Below are 15,605 nucleotides of genomic sequence, written 5' to 3'. Positions count from 1 at the left end.
CTAGTTGTAGTAGCCGTTTGGCGCGAGCGTCAGCGACTTTCGCTGCTCGGGGTCGTGCCCGAAGATCATCTCGGCACCGGTGCGCTCCTGGATCCTGCGCAACTTGTCGACCGACTCGAGCCACTGGACAGAGTCCCAGACGATCCCTGCGCCGATCGCGGGCGGCCCCCAACTCGCGCCGAGGTAGACGGCGTCGGAGGTGAAGATCTTGGTGCCACCCTCGGGCAGGTCGACCTGCAGGCTCATGGTTCCCCAGGTGTGGCCGGGTGTGGAGATCACCGAGACACCTGGCACGATCTCGGCGTCTCCGTGCACCGCCTCCAGCGGAAGTCCCTCGAAGTCGGAGACGATGTGGGCGCCCTTGCTGTACCCATCGATGGTCTTGACTCCCTCGATCTCGTCGGCCTGGGCGAGGATGCGCGTCTTGCCGTTGTCGAACATCCGGGCGTTGGCGGCGTGGTCGAAGTGCAGGTGGGACAGCACGAGCACGTCGATGTCGTCGGTGGTCAGTTCCAGGTCGGCGAGAGCGGTGTCGAGGTACCCAGGCCCGGCAGGGTCCTCCTGCACCGGGAAGAAGTCCTGGAACCCCGTCGGCCCCCAGCGCGTCTCCCAGTCGCGGGGAACGCCGGTGTCCCACAGGATCCGCCCAGCGGGCGTCTCGATCAGGACGGCGTGTGTGGGGCACTCGGCCCACACCGCAGGCTTGTCCTTGTGGTGTCGGTCGGTGATGGTGTTGCCGGCCTGGAGCAGCAACCACGTGTGGTCGCACTCCATCACGCCGGTCGAGAGGATGTGTAGCTTCATGGGATCAGTCATTGATCCGGCTCCTTTCGGCTCTGGAAGGATGGGCGTCACTCTAGGAAGCCGTCGCACCGCTCCTCAATGTCTGGATCGCACATTCTCACGAGCCCGACGTGTGAGAATCGACCATGACCGATCTCGCCATTGCCCGGCTGCTGAGCGCGCTGGAGGGTGGCCTTCCCGGCGACCTGGAGCGAGCCGTCGACGACGCGGGGCTCTCCCCCGACGCCGCCGCCTCAGCGCGGCGAGTCGCTGCGACGTGCGCCGCCGCCGCTCGCTCCCGGTTGCTGGTCGACACCCTGTACGACACGGCAACCGACCTGGCAGGCATCGCCGATCCCGATCAGGTCCTCGCGGCCATCGCGCAGCGCACCCGGGCCGTGACCGGCGCCGACATGGCCTACGTCAGTCTCAATGACCACGCCACCGGCGAGACCTACATCTGCCAGTCGGACGGCGTCAGGACACGGGAGTACGCCACCATCCGGATGCCGCTCGGCACCGGGGTGCTCGGCAAGGCGGCGACAGGCATGGCCGTGGTGTCGACGTCGGACTACGTCGACGACCCGACGATCGTGCACCTGGACCCGATCGACGCGATCGTCCGACTCGAGGGCGTCAAGTCGATCCTCGGGGTGCCGATGAACGTGCAGGGACGGATCCAGGGCGCGCTGCTGATCGCGGACCGCCGCCAGGTCGACTACCCGGCGGAGACGCGCGAGATTGTCGACGCGATCGCACGGCAGGCCGCCGTCGCCATCGACCACAGCGCCCGTCTCGCGCACGTGACTGCAGCGCTCGAGGAACTCGGCGCCAGAGAGGACGCGGGGCGGGCTCGGATGGGTGCGATGCAGTCGCTTCTCGACTTCGACCGGCGCCTCGTGGAGGCCGTCGGTGCCCGCGACCAGGCGGGCATCGTGGGGTTGCTGTCGGCCGTCTACGACGCCCGCGTCGACGTGCTCTCCCCGGACGACGATCCGGGCGACCCGATACTGAGGGCGGCGATCACCTCGGCGGTCTCGTCGGGGCTCCCCTTCCCTGTCTCGACTCCCGGTGGCCAGGCCACCATCTGCGCGGCCCAGGTCGGTGGCAGCCACCACGGCACCGTCGTCGTGCACACCGCGATCCCGGTCGCCGAACGCGATGCCCTCGAACACGCGGCGGTCCACCTCGGCCTCGCGGCGCTGATCGACCGGATCGAGGCCGACGCGGAGCAGCGCTCGCAGTACGAACTGCTGGACGACTGCATCTCCGGTCGAGCCGAACCCGGTGCCGCCCTGCGCGCTCGGATGACCAGGCACGGCGTCGACCCCCGAAAGCCCTTGATGATGCTCGCGATCCGCACGTCGCTGCCCGACGCCCTGCCGGTGGTCCGACGGGCGCTGCGTGCCCCAGCACTGGTCGCCGAGCACGGGGGGCACCTGTGCGCCTTGGCGCAGACGGCCGAGCCGTGTGCGCGGCGGGTCTGGGCCGCGCTGGCCCCGGCTGACCCGGACGCACAGGTCGGCTCGTCGCGGGTGCACGGCAACCTCGGCGACATTCCGCGGGCACACCGCAGCGCCGACACCGCGCTGGCGAGCCTTCGCCTCCTCGGCGGTGAGGTGCTCGACGGTGACACCATCGGCTCGCTCGGCGCCCTGCTCGAGGCCGAGCAGGCGGGCTCGCTGCCGCGGGGCGTGCGGGCGCCCGCGCTCCCGTTGGTCGACTACGACGCCGGGCACGGCACCGACCTGGTGCGCACTGCTTGGGCCGTGCTGGAGTTCGGGCCGCAGTTGCCCGCCGCGGCGGCAGCTCTGTTCATCCATCCCAACACGCTGCGACAACGCATGCACCGGATCGCCACGCTGCTGGGCGAGGGCTGGCAGGCGGGTGCGGGTCGGCTCGACCTGCACCTGGCGCTGCGGGCGCTCATGATGGAGCGCTCGCGGGGCTAGACGCCCAGCACCTGCTCCATCTCGAGGGTCAGTCCTGGATGTCCCACGATGTAGCGGACGCCCGCGACCACGCCCGGCATGAACGAGACCCTGTCGTAGGAGTCGTGCCGGATGGTCAGCGTCTCCCCTGTGCTGCCGAGCAGCACCTCCTGGTGCGCCACGAGCCCCTGGAGCCGGACGCCGTGGATGTGGATGCCGTCGACGACCGCGCCGCGGGCGCCGTCGTCGTGCACGGTCGCGTCTGGCACCGGGCCCATGTCGGCCTCTGCGCGCGCCGCCGCGATCTTGCGGGCGGTGGTCGCCGAGGTGCCCGAAGGCGCGTCGGCCTTGTTGGGGTGGTGCAGTTCGATGATCTCCACGGACGGGTAGAACGGCGCCGCCTTTGCGGCGAACTGCATCATCAGGACGGCCCCGATGGAGAAGTTGGAGGCGATCAGGATGCCGACCTTCGGGTGCTCGGCCACGAGCGCCCTGACCTGGTCGAGGCGCTCCGGCGTGAAGCCGGTGGTGCCGATCACCATGTTGATGTCGCGCTCGACGCACCAGGCGATGTTGTCCATCACCGCGTCGGGGTGTGTGAAGTCGACGACGACCTGGGCGCGCTCGACCTGCTCCCTCGGCTCCCCGAGATCGGAACCGCCGATGACGGTCATGCCCTCGGCCCGCCCGACGGCGTGCACCACCTCGCTGCCCATCCGCCCGCTGACACCGAAAACCCCGACCTGAATCTCACTCATTGGTCTCCTCCGTTCACAACGCCCAGTCAACCAGCGTCAGGTCGACTGCACAATGCCGCGGCGGAGCGGACGGCTCACCCCTTCCGGCCGAATTGCCTCAGGCTGTCGAGCGTCACGGCGAGCACGATGACGACGCCCTTGATGATCAACTGGTAGAAGAACGGCACGTTCATCAGCACCAGGCCGTTGGAGAGCACGCCGATGATCAGCGCGCCGACCAGGGTGCCGAGCACGCGCCCTCGACCACCGGCCAGTGCTGTGCCGCCGAGCACGACCGCCGCGATGGCGTCCAACTCGTAGTTGGTGCCCGCCGTCGGCTGGGCGGAGAGCACGCGGGCCGAGAAGATGATGCCCGCCAGGCCCGCGGCAGCACCCGCGATGGTGTAGACGAGAAGCAGCACCCGTTTGGTGTTGATGCCTGCCAGTCGAGCGGCCTCGATGTTGCCGCCGACTGCGTAAACGTGGCGCCCGAACCGGGTGCGTTCCAGCAGGAACCAGAAGACCACGTAGACGACGACCATCACGACCACCGGCGTCGGGATGCCAGCGACGGCGCCGTTGCCGATGCCACGGTAGGCGAGGTCGGATGCCACGAGCGGTTGACCGTCGAGCAACGAGTAGGCCGTGCCACGCAGATAGGTCATCGACCCGAGCGTCACGATGAACGCGGGCAGGGCGAGCCATGCCACGAACGCTCCGTTGATCAGACCGGCAAGGGCTCCGGCCGCGATCCCGCCGAGGATCGCGATCGGCCCAGGAGCCCCACTCGTTGCGAGCAGGACACCCGCGACGCCCGCCACTGCGAGCGTCGAACCGACGGACAGGTCGATGCCGCCGGTCAGGATGATCATGGTCATGCCTGCGGCCAGGATGGCGTTGATCGATACGGCCCTCGCTACGTTGACGGCGTTGTCCACCGACAGGAAGTTCGGGGCCAGGAACGCCATCACGACACACATCAGGATCAGGACGGCGAAGATGCCGACCTTGTCCCACCAGTAACTGAAGGTCGCGGCGCCCGATCGGGGCTGCTCGATAACTGAAGCGGTCATCACATGTTCCTTGGGGTGTCGTCGGCGAGCACGCCGGTTGCGAATTCCATGACCTGCTCCTCGGTGGCGCTCGGCCCGTCAAGTTCGCCGACCAGTTGCCCGCCCCGCATCACGAGGATGCGGTCGCTGATGCCGAGCACCTCCGGCAGGTCGGAGGAGATGACGAGAACGGCCGTTCCTGAGGCCGCGATGTCGTTGATGATGCGGTAGATCTCGCTCTTGGCACCGATGTCGACCCCCCGGGTCGGCTCGTCGAGGATCATCAGCGCCGGATGCTCCAGCATCAGGCGCCCGAGCACCAGTTTCTGCTGGTTGCCTCCCGAGAGGCTGCGCGAGTCGACCATTTGCGAGGCGGCCTTGACGCGGAGCTTCTCGAACACGCCCGCGACGGCCTGTTTCATCTTGGCGAACTGGATCACTCCACCTGGGCTGAACTGCTTGAGCGTCGACATGGCCGTGTTGTCACGCACCGACATGTCGAGGAACAGCGCCTGGTCCTTGCGCGACTCGGGCAACATCCCGATGCCCTGGGCGACGGCCTCCCGGGGGTCGCGTGTAGAGACAGGCCTGTCGTCAAGAACGACGGTGCCCCCGGTGCGTCGGTCGGCCCCGTAGATGAGCCGGGCGACCTCGGTGCGTCCGGCCCCGATCAGCCCCGCCACCCCGACGATCTCGCCGCCGTGCACCTCGAAGTCGACTGGTCCGATGCCCCCCGGCCCGGTCAGCCCCTCCACCGTCAGGCGAACCCCTCCGGTGTGCGGCTCGCGGTGCCCGTACAGGTCCTCGACGTCGCGTCCCACCATCATGCGGACGATGTCGTTGGGGGTGACCTTGACATCGGGATCGCGCATCTCGCGGGTGCCGACCAGTTTCCCGTCGCGGAACACGGTCACCCGGTCCGCGAGTTCCCACACCTCCTCCATGCGGTGCGAGATGTAGATCAGCCCCATGCCCTTGTCGCGCATCTCGTTGATCAGTTCGAAGAGCCGCTCCGACTCGGACATCGACAGCGCAGCCGTCGGCTCGTCGAGCACCAGGACCTTGACGTCCTCGGCCACCGCCCTCGCGATCTCCACCATCTGCTGCATGCCGACGCTGAGGGTGCCGATCGGACGGCGCGGGTCGATCCTCGTCGCCCCGACCCGGTCCAGCTTCTCCCTGGCCTCGCGCACCATCCTGCGGCGGTCGAGGACCCCGAGTCCGTTGACGGGCTCGCTGCCGATTGCGAGGTTCTCGGCGACGGTCATCTCGGGCAGGGTGTTGAGCTCCTGATGGATGATGCCGACGCCCGCCGCCATGGCGTCGCGTGGCGAGGACAGGACCGTAGGAACCCCGCCGATCCTGATCTCGCCCTCATCCGGGGTGTAGTTGCCCGAGATGATCTTCATCAGCGTCGACTTGCCTGCGCCATTCTCGCCCATCAGGGCGTGCACCTCTCCCGGCCGGACATCGAAGCTCACGTTGCTCAACGCCTGGGTGGCGCCGAACCGCTTGCTGATGCCCTGGACCGAGAGGAGCGGTTCGATTGCGCTCATCGTCTCCTCCTGCGAAGAACCGGACTCACCAGCCCTTGTAGTCCTTGACGTCGTCACGGGTGACGAGCGTCGGCTCGAGGAGCGTGATCCGCTCTGCCGGCTTGTTGCCCTCGACGATGCCCTTACCGACCTCGTATGCCTTCTTGGCCATGCCAGCGGGGTCCTGCGCGGGGGTCGCCCAGAAGTTGGACTTCGGGTCCTCCAGAGCCTTCACCGCCTCGGGCGAGCCGTCTACGCCGACGACGGTGATGCCGGTGCGGGACGCCTGCTGGATCGCCAGGTCGGCTCCAAGGCCTTCCGGATCGTTGATGGCGAAGATGCCCTGGACGTCCTTGTTGGCGGTCAGCATGTCGGTAGCAAGTGCAAGGCCGGAGGCGCGGTCGTTCTTGCCTGCCTGACGCGCGACGATCTTGACGTCGGGGTTGGCGGTGATGACCTCTTCGCAGCCCTTGACCCGGTCCTGCGGGGCGGTGGTGGGCGTGCCCTCGATGAACAAGATGTTGCCCTTGCCGCCGATCTTGGCGACCAGCGCCTCGCACGCCTGCTTTCCTGCGAGCACGTTGTCGGTGGTGACCGCGGCGTCGGCACCGGTCGCGTCGACGTCGACGGCCACCACGACGATGCCTGCGGCCTGCGCCCGTGCGACGGCCGACCCGATGCCCTCGCTGTCGACGGCGTTGAGGAGGATCAACTGGACCCCCTGCGAGATGAACGCATCGATCTGATCGTTCTGGGTGCCGAGGTCCTGGCGTCCGTCCTGCACGTTGACCTCGAAGCCCTGAGCCTTTGCCTCCTCCTGCATGCCGGTCTGCATGGCGGCGAAGAAGGGGTTGGAGATGTCCTGGAGCATGAGGCCGACCTTCGTGACCTTGCCACCTCCCCCGCCAGAACCGCCGGCGTTCGGCTTGGTCTCGTCGCCGTTGGTGCACGCCGCCGTCGTCAGCACGACGGCCGCGAAGACGCCTGCCAGGAGCTTCTTCGGGATGATCTTCATTGGTTCCCCTTGGATCGGTAGTAGCAGTCGCCGCGATGTCGGCGGCACTTCGATCCTAGGTAGGTCCAAGCTAACGTTGTCGGTTCTTTATCGAACTGTTATCTGCTGAGAACATGGATTCACTGCAGAGTCCTCCACCCATTGCGTCGCCCGCGGGACAACGTTGACCTTGCTGCTCACCAGTCCACGGACGCGTCCGGCTTGAGGTCGGGGCAGCGGTCGCCGACGGCTCCGGTGACCTCGAAGTGCCACCACTCGTTGGCGTAGGTGCGGCACAGGCCGTACTCCTCGGCGCGGGCCTCCAGCCACGTCGCGCCGGCGTAGGGCGTGATGTCGACCGCCGACCCTGCCACGTGCGCCGAGTGCTCCGGCGGAAGCACGATCCGCCGCGCCTCCTCGACGCCGTGTTCGGCTACCGCGTCGTCGTAGAGACGACGCTGCTCCTCTGCGGAGCGCCACCCGGAGCGGATGCCCAACTCGATGCCGTCGGCGCGGGCGGCCTCGGCTGCGGCGTCGAAGCGGGCCACGATCTCCGGAGTGAGCGCCGTCGGGGTCGCCTTCGCCGGGGCGACCTGCTGCGCGGGACCCCACCCCGCGAGGCGCGACCCGATCAGCAACCCCGTCCCCGCAAGGGTCGCGGCCACGACCCCGAGCGCGATCGACCGCGCCGCCAGCAGGCGCCGCCTGCCCCTGCTCCGGTAGACACGCGGCCGATTCGACGTGCTGTACATGGCTCTGTCCTCCTGTGGCTAGTTCTCCCTCAGCCTCGCGGCGGGGGCCCTCACCGACATCAGCCCCGCGGTCAGAGCGATCCCAGCCCTGGGGCGGACGACGCCACGACCGTGGGCCCCTAGAGTGTTTGACGTGCCTGCCCCCACCCGATCCCAGGCGATCACCGATGCGGTGGTCGGCGGAGCCGTCGGCGCGCTCGGGTGCCTCGCCGTGTGGGCACTCTCCGAGACCAGGTGGTGGTATCCGAGCGACTGGACGCTGCGTGGCTACCTGTGGGCCGTCGTGGCGCTCGGGGTCGTGCTCGCGCTGCGGAGGGCCTCCCCCGGCGTCGCAGCGCTGCTCGCCTTCGGGCCATACGCGTACCTAATTCCTGACTTCGAGCCGACCCTCGTCCATCACCTGCCCGTCGCGCTCGGGGCCTACGCGGTGGTCCGCACCGGGGCGCTGCGCTGGTACGTGGCCCTGGGCGCCGCCATCCTCGCGACCCTGCTGCTGTTCACGTATGCGATGAGCTTCATGCCAGACCCGTCCGAATTGGCCCAACTGCTCGCCGTCACCTGCTTCGCGGTCGCGCTCGGGCAGACCATGTGCCGCCTGGAGGTCACCCGCGCCCAGTTGGAGCAGCGCAACGCAGAACTCGTCGCGCTGCAGGGCGCCGAGGCCGAGCGCGCCGTCACGGCGGAGCGGAACCGGATCTCGCGGGACCTGCACGACATCGTCGCGCACCACGTCACCGCGATCGTGGTACGGGCGCAGGCGGCGCTGCACGTCAGCCGATCCCGCCCGGAGAAGGCGCCCGAGGCGCTGGAGTGGATCGTGTCGGAGGGCAAGGACTCGCTGGCGGCGATGCGGTCGATGGTCTCGGTGCTGCGGGCAGATCAGGAGGCCACCGAGGACCTCGGCACCTCACTCGAACGGGTCGCGCAGCGGTTGCGTAGCGGCGGCCTTGCGATCCGCCTCGAGGTGCCGCAGCCATCCCCCGAGGCGACGCCCGCCGTGCGCCAGGCGGCGCTGCGGATCGCGCAGGAGGCCCTCACCAACGTCGCGCTGCACTCCGGGGCGCGCGAGGCGAGCGTCGAGGTGACCCAACCCGACGGTGCGTTGCGGTTGACGATCACCGACCCCGGCCCTCGGCTGCCAGGAGAGCGACGCGAGGGCAACGGGCTTCGCCACATGCAGGAACGGGCCGACGGGGTGCGGGCGCGGCTGTCCTGCGGCCCGCACGGACCGGGCTGGCGCGTGCTCGCCGAGTTCCCTGCCAAGTTCCCCGAAAGGAGGGCCCCATGACCGAACCCCGACCGCTTCGCGTGGTGATCGCCGACGACCAGGCCATGATCCGCTACGGCCTGCGGATGATCTGCGACGACGCGGACGACCTCGAGGTCGTCGGCGAGGCGGGCGACGGGCAGGCCGCGATCGCGCAGGTGCGCCGCACCCACCCTGACGTGGTGTTGATGGACGTGCGGATGCCCAATCTCGACGGCATCCAGGCCATCGCTGCCATCCTCGCCGACCCGACGCTCGGCTCCCCCGCGTGCCTGGTGCTGACCACCTTCGACGACGAGGACTACCTCGCCGGTGCGCTGGCGGCAGGCGCCTCCGGGTTCCTGTTGAAGGACGCCGACCCGGAGTCGCTGCTCGTCGCGATCCGTCGGGTCGCTGCGGGCGACTCGGTCCTCGATCCCGCCGTCACCGCCCGGGTGGTGAGCGGATACGTGGCGCAGCGCAGGGTCCGCGACGACCGGATCGGCCTGCTGTCGGCCCGCGAGATCGAGGTGCTGCGCGCCGTCGCAGACGGGCTGTCCAACGTCGACGTGGGGCTGCGGCTGTACTGCTCGGAGGCGACCGTGAAGAGCCACGTGCGCTCGATGCTGACCAAGCTCCAGATGAGCAACCGGGTCCAGTTGGTGATCTTCGCCTACGAGTCCCGGCTGATCTCCACCTGAGTGGCCGGGCACGCGAAGAGGGCGCCGAGAGCATTGCTCTCGGCGCCCTCTTTCAGGACCTGGAAGTCCGCGTCACTCCCCGGCGGTCTCCTCGGTCTCCTCCACGACGGGGACGAGCGAGAGCTTGCCGCGGTCGTCGATGTCGGAGATCTCGACCTGGAGCTTCTGGCCGACCGAGACGACGTCCTCCACGTTCTCGACGCGCTGGCCACCCGCGAGCGGGCGCAGCTTCGAGATGTGCAGCAGGCCGTCCTTGCCCGGCATCAGCGACACGAACGCACCGAAGTTGGTGAGCTTCACGATCGTGCCGAGGAAGCGCTCGCCGCGCTCGGGCATGTGCGGGTTGGCGATCGCGTTGATCTGCGCGACGGCGGCCTCGGCCGCCTCGCCGGTCTCCGCACCCACGTACACGGTGCCGTCGTCCTCGATCGCGATGTTCGCGCCAGTCTCGTCCTGGATCTGGTTGATGATCTTGCCCTTCGGGCCGATCACCTCGCCGATCTTGTCGACCGGGACGCGCAGCGAGATGATCCGCGGCGCGTAGGGGCTCATCTCGTCGGGAGCGTCGATGGCCTCGTTCATCACGTCGAGCAGGGTGTGACGGGCGTCACGGGCCTGCAGCAGCGCCTTCTGGAGCTCGATGGCGGGGATGCCGTTGAGCTTGGTGTCGAGCTGCAGGGCGGTGACGAAGTCACGGGTGCCCGCGACCTTGAAGTCCATGTCGCCCAGCGCGTCCTCGGCGCCAAGGATGTCGGTCAGCGCGATGTACTTGGTCTCGCCGTCGACGTCCTCAGACATCAGGCCCATGGCGATGCCAGCGACGGGGGCCTTGAGGGGCACACCGGCGTTGAGCAGCGACAGGGTGGAGGCGCACACCGAACCCATCGACGTCGAGCCGTTGGAGCCGAGGGCCTCGGACACCTGACGGATCGCGTAGGGGAACTCGCTGCGGTTCGGCAGCACCGGGACGAGGGCGCGCTCGGCGAGTGCGCCGTGCCCGATCTCGCGACGCTTCGGCGAACCGACGCGGCCGGTCTCGCCGGTGGAGAACGGCGGGAAGTTGTAGTTGTGCATGTAACGCTTCGTCTTCTCAGGCGAGAGCGTGTCGATCTTCTGCTCCATGTCGAGCATGTTCAGCGTGGAGACGCCCATGATCTGGGTCTCGCCGCGCTGGAACAGCGCCGAGCCGTGCACGCGGGGGATGATCGCGACCTCGGCCGACAGCTCGCGGATGTCGACGGGGCCACGGCCGTCGATGCGGACGCCCTCGGTGAGGGTGCGGTGCCGCACGATCTTCTTGGTCAGCGCCTTCAGAGCGGCGGAGACCTCGCCCAGGCGGTCGCCGAAGCGCTCGGTGAGCTGCTCGGTGACGTCCTGACGGATGGCGTGGGTGGCGTCGTCGCGGTCCTGCTTGCCAGCGATCTTCATGGCCTCAGCGACCTTGTCGGCGGCGAGCTCAGAGACGGCATCGAAGACGTCATCCTGGTAGTCGCGGAAGACCGGGAAGTCGTAGGTCTCCTTGGGCAGCTTCGCGGCGAGCTCAGACTGAGCGTCGCACAGCGCCTTGATGAACGGCTTGGCGGCCTCGAGGCCCTTGCCGACGACCTCTTCGGTCGGGGCGGTCTTGCCAGCGCGGACGAGGTCCCAGGTGGACTCGGTGCCGCCGGCCTCGACCATCATGATCGCGACGTCACCGTCGGCGAGCACGCGGCCCGCGACGACCATCTGGAACGCGGCAGTCGCCGACTGCTCGACGGTCGGGAAGCCGACCCACTGGTCGTCGATCAGCGCGACGCGGACGCCGCCGATCGGGCCGGAGAACGGCAGGCCAGCGATCTGCGTCGACATGGACGCGGCGTTGATCGCGACGACGTCGTACAGGACGTCGGGGTTCAGCGCGAGGACGGTCACGACGACCTGAACCTCGTTGCGGAGGCCCTTGACGAACGCGGGGCGAAGCGGGCGGTCGATGAGGCGGCAGGCGAGGATCGCGCCCTCGCCCGGGCGGCCTTCGCGACGGAAGAACGAGCCGGGGATGCGTCCCGCGGCGTACATGCGCTCCTCGACGTCGACCGTCAGCGGGAAGAAGTCGATGGCGTCGCGGGGGGTCTTCTGAGCGGTCGTCGCCGACAGCAACATGGTGTCGCCGTCGAGATAGACCGCGGCCGAGCCGTCGGCCTGCTGCGCGAGCGCGCCGGCCTCGAAGCGGACGACGTGCTTGCCGTGTGCGCCGTTGTCAATGACGGCCTCAGCGAATTCGATGCCTGGTCCTTCCACGGACAGGCTCCTTTCGGTTGGGTGCGCCCAACCCGCGCAGGGACTTGTTCCCCGCCGCATCTGCCGGTCTTCGATCGAGATCCGCGGGGGCATGAGCACCCGAAGACCACTACCGAGGACCAGACGGACACCGGATTATGGGCGGCTGGACTAAAACTTACGAACGATATGTGATTGTGCGGCCACCATCCTACCGGTTCCCCCCAAGATCGGCCGCATGCTCGCAGATACCATGGCCCCCATGCCGATCAGTCCATTGAGCGAGACAGTCAACGATGCCGCCGCCACCGCAAGGCGCTGGGCCGACGAATGCCGCGCCTTCCCTGAGCCCCGCACCGCGAAACTGTTGGCCGACGTGCTCAGCCACGAGGGCGGGCTGCGCTTCACCCTCGACTTCGTCGACCAGGTGCTGCGACCGGAGGATCCTCGGGTGGCGGCCGCCGCGCTCAGCAGGCTCGCCTCGCAGCGCGTCGACTTCCTGCCCGCCCCGCTGCGCATCGGCCTGCGCCAGGTCGTCGGCCGCGCACCGCTTCCGCTGCTTCCCGTGGTGCGGCGCGTCTTCACCGCGATGGTGGGCGACCTCGTCGTCGACGTCGGCCGCTCGCTCGGCCCTGCACTGAAGCGGCTCACCGCTGGCGGCGCCGACCTCAACGTCAACCTGCTCGGCGAGGCGGTACTCGGCGAGAAGCACGCCGCCCGGCGCCTCGACGCGACCATGGCGCTGCTGGGTCGCGACGACATCGACTACGTCTCCATCAAGGTCTCCGCCGTGCTCGGCGCCCACGCCCCCTGGGGCGAGGCGGCCGCCGTCGACAACGCCGTCGAGCGGCTTCGGCCCCTGCTTGCGCTCGCGGCGCGCACCGGCAAGTTCGTCAACCTCGACATGGAGGAGTACCGCGACCTGCACCTGACCCTCGACGTGTTCGAGCGACTCCTGTCGGAGCCCGACCTCCTCGGCCTGCGGGCCGGCGTCGCGGTGCAAACCTATCTGCGCGAGTCGCCCCTGGTGCTGGACCGGATCGACGAGTTCGCTGCGGCGCGGGTGGCCAAGGGAGGCGCCCCCGTCAAGGTCCGCCTCGTCAAGGGCGCGAACCTCGCCATGGAGCGGGTTCAGGCGGAACTGCACGGGTGGGAACTGCCCGTGCTCGACTCCAAGGAGGCCACCGACGCCTCGTTCCTTGACGCGCTCGACCGCTGCCTCGTCCCCGAGCGCGCGGCACGCGTCAACGTCGGGGTCGCGAGCCACAACGTGTTTTCGCTCGCCACGGCCTGGGAGTTGGCGAAGGCGCGCGGGGTGACCGACGCCGTCGACATCGAGATGCTCTCGGGCATGGCGGTGCCGCTGCAGCGCGTCATCATGCGCGAGGCGGGCAGCCTCCGCCTGTACGTGCCGGTGGTGCCGCGCGACGAGTACGACGCGGCGATCTCCTACCTGGTGCGCCGCCTCGAGGAGAACGCCGCCCCCGAGAACTTCATGTCGGGCGCCGCGAACCTCGGCACCGATGCCGCGTTCCTCGACCGCGAGGAGCGGCGGTTCCGCGCGGCGGCCGCGCACGAACCCCAACGCCCGACCGGCTGGGCGGAGCAGCACCGCTCCCCCATCGGCGCGGCCTTCTCCAACACGCAGGACACCGACCCCGCGCTGACGACCAACCAGCGGTGGGCCGAGTCGATCCGCGCCGCGCTGCCCGCCCCGACGCTCGGAGCGGCGACGCTGGCGGCGGCGACCCTCGATGACGAGGCGGGCGTCGACGCCGCGATCGCCCGTGGCGTCACAGCCGGGGACGCCTGGGCGGCGCTCTCGCCCGCCGAACGGGCGCGTCACCTGCACCGTCTCGGCGACGAACTGGAGGCGGCCCGCGCAGAGTTGATCACCGCGGCGGCCGACGAGGTCGGAAAGCTGATCGACCAGGGCGACGTCGAGGTGTCAGAGGCGTGCGACTTCGCGCACTACTACGCGGGCCTCGCCCTGGATGAGGTCGACGGGGCGACGCACGTGCCGCCGCGCCTGACGCTGGTCGCCTCGCCGTGGAACTTCCCGATCGCGATCCCGCTGGGCGGTGTCGCCGCCGCGCTGGCCGCCGGGTCCGCCGTTATCCTCAAGCCCGCCTCGCCAGCCAGGAGGATCGCAGCGCTGCTGGCGGAGGCCTGCTGGCGCGCTGGCATCCCGCGCGACGTCGCCCAACTGGTCGTCGTCGACGACGGGCCGCTGGGCCGCTCGTTGGTGACGGACGCGCGCATCGAGCAGGTCGTGCTGACCGGCGCGGCCGAGACGGCGGAGATGTTCCGCTCCTGGCGACCCGACCTGCCGCTGCTCGCCGAGACCTCCGGCAAGAACGCCGTCGTCGTGATGCCGTCCGCGGACCTCGACCTGGCCGCCGCCGACCTCGTGGCCAGCGCGTTCGGGCACGCTGGGCAGAAGTGCTCGGCCGCCTCGCTCGGCATCCTGGTCGGCTCGGTGGCGAAGTCGCGCCGGTTCCGCGACCAACTGATCGACGCCGCCGCATCGCTGACGCTTGCCTGGCCAAGCGACCCGTCCGCCGAGCTCGGGCCCCTGACGGAACTCCCCGGCGACAAACTGCTGCGCGGACTCACCGAACTCGGCCCCGGCGAATCGTGGCTGCTGAAGCCGCGCCAGATCTCCGAGCGGCTCTGGCGTCCTGGCATCCGCACCGGGGTGCGCCCCGGAAGCGAGTTCCACCAGGTCGAGTACTTCGGCCCGGTGCTCGGCCTCATGGAGGCCGGTTCGCTCGATGAGGCGATCGCCTGGCAGAACGGCACCGCGTACGGCCTGACCGCCGGCATCCACTCCCTGGAGGCGGGCGACGTGCAGACCTGGATCGACTCGGTCCAGGCGGGCAACCTCTACGTCAACCGCACCATCACCGGCGCCATCGTGCGGAGGCAGCCGTTCGGCGGATGGAAGCGCTCGGTCGTCGGCCCCACCACCAAGGCGGGCGGCCCGAACTACCTTGCGGCATTCGGCCGGTGGGAGCCGGCGCCGACCAGGGCAGTGAGCCCCGAGGCCACCGACCCGGCGCTCGCGCGCCTGGTGCGCAGCGTCGGCGACCTGGGCGGCGACGGGTTCGCCGCCGTGGTGGCCGGAGACGAGGCCGCCGCGCGCACCACATTCTGGGCGAGCCACGACCCGTCGGCGCTCGCCTCGGAACTCAACGTGCTCCGCTACCGCAGCGTCCCCGTGACGGTGCGCGTCGAGGGCGCCGACCTGGCGTCCGTGCTGCGCGAACTCTCCGCCTCGGTCGCGGCGCGCGGCAAGGTCTCCTTCTCGTTCCGCGACGAACCGTCGGAGCGTCTCGTCGAGGTGCTGGAATCGCTGCGCGTGCCGTCGGACGTGGCCACCGACGAGGAGTTCGACCGCACCGCCTCAGGGCGGATCCGGTTCCTCGGCGACCGCGACCTCCGTTCGGCCCTCGGCGGCGACATCTCCGTGACGGTCTATGACGGGCCGAGCCTGCCCGCCGGTCGGATCGCGATGCTCCCCTACCTGCGCGAGCAGGCGGTGTGCGTCACGAACCACCGGTTCGGGCATCCAAGCCCATTGACGCCACACCTCAGCATCTAGCCGCGCCCGGCGAT

The 15,605-nt window shown here is 69.5% G+C and carries 11 protein-coding genes; 4 read left to right on the top strand and 7 right to left on the bottom strand.

The annotated features are described in order from the left end of the window. Entirely contained in the window at positions 1–816 is an 816-nt protein-coding gene (locus tag BW730_RS03865) for an N-acyl homoserine lactonase family protein (RefSeq protein WP_077685104.1), read from the bottom strand. 113 nt (positions 817–929) lie between these two features. Here BW730_RS03865 and BW730_RS03860 point away from each other — a divergent pair, with 113 nt between their 5' ends. Then, complete coding sequence (locus BW730_RS03860) at positions 930–2,735, top strand: helix-turn-helix domain-containing protein (RefSeq protein WP_077685103.1); 1,806 nt, start codon at positions 930–932, stop codon at positions 2,733–2,735. On the opposite strand, the gene dapB is transcribed toward BW730_RS03860, so the two are convergent. The 5 genes from dapB to BW730_RS03835 form a co-directional block, all read right to left on the bottom strand. Beyond that, entirely contained in the window at positions 2,732–3,472 is a 741-nt protein-coding gene (dapB, locus tag BW730_RS03855) for a 4-hydroxy-tetrahydrodipicolinate reductase (RefSeq protein WP_077685102.1), read from the bottom strand. The genes BW730_RS03860 and dapB overlap by 4 nt on opposite strands. Before the next feature lie 74 nt (positions 3,473–3,546). After that, the gene (locus tag BW730_RS03850; RefSeq protein ID WP_077685101.1) at positions 3,547–4,524 is read right to left on the bottom strand and encodes an ABC transporter permease subunit; all 978 of its coding nucleotides are present in this window, start codon (positions 4,522–4,524) and stop codon (positions 3,547–3,549) included. Then, on the bottom strand, positions 4,524–6,059 hold the full coding sequence (locus BW730_RS03845; RefSeq protein WP_077685100.1) for a sugar ABC transporter ATP-binding protein: 1,536 nt from the start codon (positions 6,057–6,059) through the stop codon (positions 4,524–4,526). Before BW730_RS03845 ends, BW730_RS03850 begins: the two co-directional genes overlap by 1 nt. Positions 6,060–6,084: 25 nt before the next feature. Beyond that, the gene (locus BW730_RS03840; protein ID WP_077685099.1) at positions 6,085–7,053 is read right to left on the bottom strand and encodes a substrate-binding domain-containing protein; all 969 of its coding nucleotides are present in this window, start codon (positions 7,051–7,053) and stop codon (positions 6,085–6,087) included. 176 nt (positions 7,054–7,229) lie between these two features. Then, positions 7,230–7,784 (bottom strand): D-alanyl-D-alanine carboxypeptidase family protein, encoded by a 555-nt coding sequence (locus tag BW730_RS03835; RefSeq protein WP_077685098.1) that lies wholly within the window; start codon positions 7,782–7,784, stop codon positions 7,230–7,232. A gap of 133 nt (positions 7,785–7,917) precedes the next feature. Here BW730_RS03835 and BW730_RS03830 point away from each other — a divergent pair, with 133 nt between their 5' ends. Both BW730_RS03830 and BW730_RS03825 read left to right on the top strand, forming a co-directional pair. After that, a complete protein-coding gene (locus BW730_RS03830) occupies positions 7,918–9,072 on the top strand; it encodes a sensor histidine kinase (protein ID WP_145952711.1) in 1,155 nt (384 codons plus the stop codon). Beyond that, the gene (locus BW730_RS03825) at positions 9,069–9,731 is read left to right on the top strand and encodes a response regulator (RefSeq protein ID WP_077685096.1); all 663 of its coding nucleotides are present in this window, start codon (positions 9,069–9,071) and stop codon (positions 9,729–9,731) included. The genes BW730_RS03830 and BW730_RS03825 overlap by 4 nt, the downstream gene beginning before the upstream one ends. Positions 9,732–9,803: 72 nt before the next feature. On the opposite strand, the gene BW730_RS03820 is transcribed toward BW730_RS03825, so the two are convergent. After that, the gene (locus BW730_RS03820) at positions 9,804–12,008 is read right to left on the bottom strand and encodes a polyribonucleotide nucleotidyltransferase (RefSeq protein WP_077685095.1); all 2,205 of its coding nucleotides are present in this window, start codon (positions 12,006–12,008) and stop codon (positions 9,804–9,806) included. 241 nt (positions 12,009–12,249) lie between these two features. Between BW730_RS03820 and BW730_RS03815 the strand changes: the two genes are divergently transcribed. Continuing rightward, on the top strand, positions 12,250–15,591 hold the full coding sequence (locus tag BW730_RS03815) for a bifunctional proline dehydrogenase/L-glutamate gamma-semialdehyde dehydrogenase (RefSeq protein WP_077685094.1): 3,342 nt from the start codon (positions 12,250–12,252) through the stop codon (positions 15,589–15,591). Positions 15,592–15,605: the final 14 nt, after the last annotated feature.

Origin of the sequence: Tessaracoccus aquimaris (assembly GCF_001997345.1) — a bacterium.
Taxonomy (GTDB): Bacteria; Actinomycetota; Actinomycetes; order Propionibacteriales; family Propionibacteriaceae; genus Arachnia; species Arachnia aquimaris.
This window is presented reverse-complemented; position numbering and strand designations above follow the sequence as displayed.

Excerpts from the sequence above, each read along its gene's own strand:
- BW730_RS03865 (WP_077685104.1), bottom strand. The coding sequence starts at position 816 with ATGACTGATCCCATGAAGCTACACATCCTCTCGACCGGCGTGATGGAG.
- BW730_RS03860 (WP_077685103.1), top strand. The coding sequence starts at position 930 with ATGACCGATCTCGCCATTGCCCGGCTGCTGAGCGCGCTGGAGGGTGGC.
- dapB (WP_077685102.1), bottom strand. The coding sequence starts at position 3,472 with ATGAGTGAGATTCAGGTCGGGGTTTTCGGTGTCAGCGGGCGGATGGGC.
- BW730_RS03850 (WP_077685101.1), bottom strand. The coding sequence starts at position 4,524 with ATGACCGCTTCAGTTATCGAGCAGCCCCGATCGGGCGCCGCGACCTTC.
- BW730_RS03845 (WP_077685100.1), bottom strand. The coding sequence starts at position 6,059 with ATGAGCGCAATCGAACCGCTCCTCTCGGTCCAGGGCATCAGCAAGCGG.
- BW730_RS03840 (WP_077685099.1), bottom strand. The coding sequence starts at position 7,053 with ATGAAGATCATCCCGAAGAAGCTCCTGGCAGGCGTCTTCGCGGCCGTC.
- BW730_RS03835 (WP_077685098.1), bottom strand. The coding sequence starts at position 7,784 with ATGTACAGCACGTCGAATCGGCCGCGTGTCTACCGGAGCAGGGGCAGG.
- BW730_RS03825 (WP_077685096.1), top strand. The coding sequence starts at position 9,069 with ATGACCGAACCCCGACCGCTTCGCGTGGTGATCGCCGACGACCAGGCC.
- BW730_RS03815 (WP_077685094.1), top strand. The coding sequence starts at position 12,250 with ATGCCGATCAGTCCATTGAGCGAGACAGTCAACGATGCCGCCGCCACC.